This window comes from Rosenbergiella metrosideri, assembly GCF_022602565.1.
In the GTDB taxonomy this organism is placed as follows: domain Bacteria; phylum Pseudomonadota; class Gammaproteobacteria; order Enterobacterales; family Enterobacteriaceae; genus Rosenbergiella; species Rosenbergiella metrosideri.
The window spans coordinates 1-1,438 of sequence record NZ_JALBCV010000039.1 but is presented as its reverse complement, the minus strand read 5'-3'; the positions used below and the strand labels follow the sequence as shown (position 1 = coordinate 1,438).

2 protein-coding genes and 1 pseudogene are annotated in these 1,438 nt (G+C 33.8%); 2 read left to right on the top strand and 1 reads right to left on the bottom strand.

The window, feature by feature from the left end:
- A pseudogene (locus MKR94_RS16330) lies at positions 1-281 on the bottom strand (hypothetical protein); the annotation flags it as partial.
- A 295-nt stretch (positions 282-576) separates the two neighbouring features.
- Between MKR94_RS16330 and MKR94_RS17070 the strand changes: the two are divergent.
- Both MKR94_RS17070 and MKR94_RS16320 read left to right on the top strand, forming a co-directional pair.
- The gene (locus tag MKR94_RS17070; protein ID WP_241647874.1) at positions 577-1,167 is read left to right on the top strand and encodes a glycoside hydrolase family 19 protein; all 591 of its coding nucleotides are present in this window, start codon (positions 577-579) and stop codon (positions 1,165-1,167) included.
- 70 nt (positions 1,168-1,237) lie between these two features.
- The coding region (locus MKR94_RS16320) for an IS1 family transposase (protein WP_241647875.1) at positions 1,238-1,438 on the top strand (201 nt) is incomplete at its 3' end.

Genomic DNA, 1,438 nt, shown 5'->3' with positions numbered 1-1,438 from the left:
TCACCACTTTTTACTTCAAATCCACCAAACATCCCACCCTCTAAATTAATATTATTATATTTATTTATTATTTTTATTTCAGGTTTTCCAACTCTTCCGAAAGAGTATTCATATACACCTCTTTTTTTGCACAGTTCTACCACTTTTGTATGATTCATATTGTAAGAATAGAAAATAATATTTTCTTTTTGGCATGAATCATTATCTGCAAATGCTTTTGCCGGAAGAATTGATAACATCATATAAATTATATACATAGCGTGATTTTTATTCATTTCCATCTTCTCCTTATGTTGTTTTTTTCTCTAATTCATTTCAAATTTTTCCTTGATAGATCCACTTGAAATCAGCTAGTTGATTGTATAATAATTCATAATTAAAGTAACTCTCAGGGGGGTAATGAAGTTGGTTATGTGTGCTTGATACTAGGTAATGGTAACGATTTTCGTCTAGTTAGTGTCATCGTGGGATGATGTAATGATTGCTATTGATTCTGATTTTTATAAGATTCATCTTACTTTTAGATTTTAATAACAATGTTTGATATGATACGCATCCAATATAAAATTAATGTGGGTGATTAAGATTGTTACAGCCGATTTACTTAATGCTACCTGCCTTCACTTTAGAGCTATAAAATATCAGGCTAGGAATGAACGTCAAATATCAAATATTCATTCTTTGGTAAAACCTATGAATCAATGGTTTAAAGTATATGAAATCAATACTCCACTGAGAATAGCTCACTTTCTTGCTCAAGCATGTTGTGAAACATTTGATTTTTCAGATATGACTGAAAGACCAGCTAAAGGTGGAAAAGAATATGATTTTGGAACTCGAGTAGGGAAGGTTCTTGGTAATACGCACCCAGGGGATGGCCCTAATTATATTGGCCGAGGCTTGCTACATCTAACAGGAAGATACAATTATAGAAAAATTGGTAAGGAAATAGGTGTAGATATTGAATCAAAACCAAAATTAGTTGCTCTGGACTTAGATATTGCGGTAAGAACAGCATATGTTTTCTGGAAGAACAATGGTTTAAATAAAGATGCAGACGATGATTTATTTATGAAGATAAGTCATAAGGTTAATGGTTATGAAAATGGTATAGCAGCAAGAAAAGCTGCATTGAATAGAGCTAAGAAATTCTTAAATATCCCTTAGCTTCATATATAGGTTCTTACTATAAAAGCTCTGTACAGGTAATTACTCCAATTTATTGATTTAGTATATGATGGTGTTTTTTAGGTGCTTCTGTGGCTTCATCTCCGTGTGCTGTCCCTCTTGTTCCGTGACTAAAGGCGTTGTCTGTAACGGCAAAAGTACTGCTGGCCATCAGCGTTATCTCTGCAAACAGTGTCGTAAGACATGGCAACGCACTTTCACCTATACCGCATCCCAGCCCGGTACACACCAGAAAATCATCGATATGGCT